Consider the following 3,771-nt stretch of genomic DNA (forward strand, 5'->3'; position numbering starts at 1 on the left):
CCCGGTCGAGCGCTTCCGCCGCCCCGGCCGGGGCGGCCGGGTCGACACGCAGGTCCGGGTGGATGTCGGGCACGTCGGCCTCCGGTGCGGACGGGCGGATCACGGACGGGCGCACGCTAGGCCCGCACCGGCCGTCGCCGCGGCGGTTCGCCGCGGAACGGTCGCGATCGCGAAGCCCGCACACGACGACGCCCCCGTCCACACCGGTGGTCATCGGCGCGGACGGGGGTGTGTGTCGCGGTCAGGCCGCCGTCACCTCGGTCGGCTCCGGGACCTCGACCGGGGCGCACCCGCGCAGCGGGCACGGCGGTGGGGCCCAGGGCCGGGGCGTCCCGCCGAGGGCGGGAACGGTCCCCGCGAACGGCCACCGGCCTGCGAAACGCTGCAGGTACCAGTAGACGAACAGGTGGTCCGGTTCCTCCGGGTCGGCGACGAACAGCGCACGCTCGCCCAGGTCGGTGACCCAGGCTGCGTAGTCGTTCGCCACCTGCCCCGGTGGGCGCGAGGCCCGCCGGGTCAGGAGCCAGTCCTCCGCCCGGGTGCGCCAGGTCGCCAGCGCGGTCGGGTGCAGGGTGGCCCCCGGGAGCTCCCGGAGGTTGGCGGTGAAGGTGCCGATCAGGACCCCGTCCGCTCCGTACGCGGAGGAGGTCAGGGTGAGCAGGGAGTGCGGGCCCGGGATCGGGCCGTCGGTGTGGACGTGCGTCGTGACATGGAACGTCGTCGGCGCGATGTCGAACTCTGGGGGCATGACGGATCCTGTGACGTCTCGGTCGAACTGGGACGGCTCACGGCGCGGCTGGGCCTGCGTGGCGAGCGGATCCGCGGCGCGGTACTCCGCGTGGCGGTAGTTCCGGGCCCCGTGGATCGGGCACACGGGTCGGCTGTGGAGTTGTGACGTTGCGTGCCGCGGGCGCCGGACGGCGTGCGCGACACGCCGGAAACGCTAGAACGGCGCGACGTGCCGGTCAACGGGCGGTGACCCGGTCGGCACAGCGCGTTCCGCGGAACGCGGTTGTCGACGCGCGGGCGACGGGGCCGCGCGGACCGCCTCAGCCCTCGCCCACCAACCGCCCCAGCACGACGACGTCGACCCGCTCGCCGTCGACGGTCCACGCCTCCCGCAGCCGCCCCTCCGGCACGAACCCCAGCGCCGCGGCGACGGCGGCCGACGCCCGGTTCGGCTCGGCGTGCATCCAGGTGACGCGGTGCAACCCGAGCCCGCCGAAGGCGAAGCGCACGACCGCCCCGGCCGCGGTGCGGGCCAGGCCGCGTCCGCGGGCGCCGGGCAGCGTCCAGCAGCGCAGCTCGGCGGTGCCATGGGCGATGTCCAGGTGCTCCAGGGTGATCTCGCCGAGCATCTCCCCGGTCGTCGGCTCGGCGACGGCCCAGGCACAGCGGGTGCCGCGGGCCCAGCCGTCGATCCGGTCCGCGACGTGCGCGGTCACCTGCTCGTCGAAGTCCGGGGCGGCCGGGTCCGGACGGTTGCGCCAGCGCCGGATCTCCGGGTCCCGGCAGGACGCGGCGACGGCCGGGCGGTCGTCCACCCGGCCGTCGTGCCGTGGTCCGCGCAGGTACCACGTCCCGGCGTTGATCTCGACCGGATCGAGTACCGGGTCGGGAGCGGGGGCGGGCACCTGGTCCAGGGGACTCAGTCCTTGATCTCGCAGATGACCGTGCCCTGGGTGACCGAGGCGCCCTGCTCCGCGTCCAGGCCGGTCACGGTGCCGGCCTTGGTCGCGGTGACCGGGTTCTCCATCTTCATCGCCTCGAGGACGACGATCAGGTCACCCACCTCGACGGTGTCGCCCTCGGAGACCGCGACCTTGATGATCGTGCCCTGCATCGGCGCGGTGACGGCGTCGCCGGAGGCCTTCGCCCCGCCGCCGCCCTTGCCGCCGCGCTTGCGTGGGGCCGCCTTGGCCGCGCCGCTGCCGTTGCCGCCGCCGAGGGCGAGGTCACCGGGCAGCGAGACCTCCAGGCGTCGCCCGCCGACCTCGACGACGACGGTCTGCCGCTCGCCGGACTCGTCCTCGGCACCCGCGCCGCCCTCGAACGGCGGGACGGTGTTGTCCCACTCGGTCTCGATCCAGCGGGTGTGCACGGTGAAGTCCTCGAGGGTCTCGGCGGCGTAGGCCGGGTCCTCGACGACGAGACGGTGGAACTCGAGCACGGTCGCCATGCCCTCGACCTTGAACTCGCCCAGTGCGCGACGGGCCCGCTGCAGCGCCTGCTGCCGGTCGCTGCCCCACACGATCAGCTTTGCCAGCAGCGAGTCGAACTGACCCCCGATGACCGAGCCGTCCTCGACGCCCGCGTCCATCCGGACGCCCGGGCCGGCCGGGTACCAGATCCGCTCGACGGTGCCCGGCGCCGGCAGGAAGTTGCGCCCGGCGTCCTCGCCGTTGATGCGGAACTCGATCGCGTGCCCGCGCGGCTGCGGGTCGTCGTCGAAGTCCAGCTCCTGGCCCTCGGCGATCCGGAACATCTGGCGGACCAGGTCGATCCCGGTGGTCTCCTCCGAGACCGGGTGCTCGACCTGCAGACGGGTGTTGACCTCGAGGAAGGTGATCATGCCGTCCTGGCCGACCAGGAACTCGACGGTCCCGGCGCCGTAGTAGCCGGCCTCCTTGCAGATCGCCTTCGAGGCGTCGTACAGGGTCTTGCGCTGCTCGTCGCTCAGGAACGGCGCGGGCGCCTCCTCGACGAGCTTCTGGAAGCGGCGCTGCAGCGAGCAGTCCCGCGTCCCGACGACGACGACGTTCCCGTGCTGGTCGGCCAGCACCTGGGTCTCGACGTGGCGCGGCTTGTCCAGGTAGCGCTCGACGAAGCACTCGCCGCGGCCGAACGCCGCGGTGGCCTCACGGACCGCGGACTCGTACAGCTCCGCGATCTCGGAGCGCTCGCGGGCGACCTTCATGCCGCGCCCGCCACCGCCGAAGGCGGCCTTGATCGCGACCGGCAGGCCGTGCTCGTCGGCGAAGGCGATGACCTCGTCCGCGTCCTTCACCGGGTCCTTGGTGCCGGGCACCAACGGGGCGCCGGCCTTCAGGGCGATGTGACGTGCGGTCACCTTGTCGCCGAGGTCGCGGATCGACTGCGGCGACGGGCCGATCCAGGTGAGGTCGGCGTCGATCACGGCCTGGGCGAAGTCGGCGTTCTCCGACAGGAAGCCGTAGCCGGGGTGGATCGCGTCGGCACCGGCCTGCTTCGCGGCACCGATGACCTTCTCGATGTCGAGGTAGGACTCGGCGGCGGTGGAGCCACCCAGCGCGAAGGCCTCGTCGGCGAGCCGCACGAACATCGCGTCCCGGTCCGGGTCGGCATAGACGGCGACGCTCTGAAGTCCCGCGTCCTTCGCTGCTCGGATCACGCGGACGGCGATCTCTCCCCGGTTGGCGACGAGCACTTTGCGCAGTGCGGGCACAGTCGAACTCCTCCGGTCACGGCGCCGGCCCGATGCTCCGGCGCAGGGTTAGGCGGAGTGTAAGAGCAGAGCCGCCGGAAGTTACCGGTGGGGAATGTGGCGATGGCAACGTCGTCACCCGTCCGAGGGTCCGGACCTCGGCCCTGATCGTTCCCGTCGTGACCGGTGCCACCATCGGGACAGGCGGTTCCGGGGTCGCGGGGCGGTGCGTCCGTCGTAGTGCAGCGCCGCCTCGCGTGCGGCCAGCTCGCGCCGTGCGCCCGCACCGAGCCGCCCGGCGGCCGCGAGCTCGCGGGCCAGGTCCCAGCCCTCCCGCTCCGGGCCGTAGGGGGCGACGCCCTCGAAGC

Annotated in this window: 3 protein-coding genes and 1 pseudogene; all 4 read right to left on the reverse strand. The window is 73.6% G+C overall.

The annotated features are described in order from the left end of the window. Positions 1-241: 241 nt before the first annotated feature. A complete protein-coding gene (locus GTW08_RS31030) occupies positions 242-748 on the reverse strand; it encodes a hypothetical protein (RefSeq protein WP_073576840.1) in 507 nt (168 codons plus the stop codon). Positions 749-1,049: 301 nt separating this feature from the next. Continuing rightward, complete coding sequence (locus tag GTW08_RS12175; protein ID WP_073576382.1) at positions 1,050-1,634, reverse strand: GNAT family N-acetyltransferase; 585 nt, start codon at positions 1,632-1,634, stop codon at positions 1,050-1,052. A 14-nt stretch (positions 1,635-1,648) separates the two neighbouring features. Next, positions 1,649-3,424 (reverse strand): acetyl/propionyl/methylcrotonyl-CoA carboxylase subunit alpha, encoded by a 1,776-nt coding sequence (locus GTW08_RS12180; protein ID WP_073576381.1) that lies wholly within the window; start codon positions 3,422-3,424, stop codon positions 1,649-1,651. A gap of 114 nt (positions 3,425-3,538) precedes the next feature. Next, positions 3,539-3,771, reverse strand: a pseudogene (locus tag GTW08_RS31800) (hypothetical protein); the annotation flags it as partial.

The sequence above is a fragment of the Pseudonocardia sp. SID8383 genome, from assembly GCF_009864975.1.
Classification (GTDB): Bacteria; Actinomycetota; Actinomycetes; order Mycobacteriales; family Pseudonocardiaceae; genus Pseudonocardia; species Pseudonocardia alni.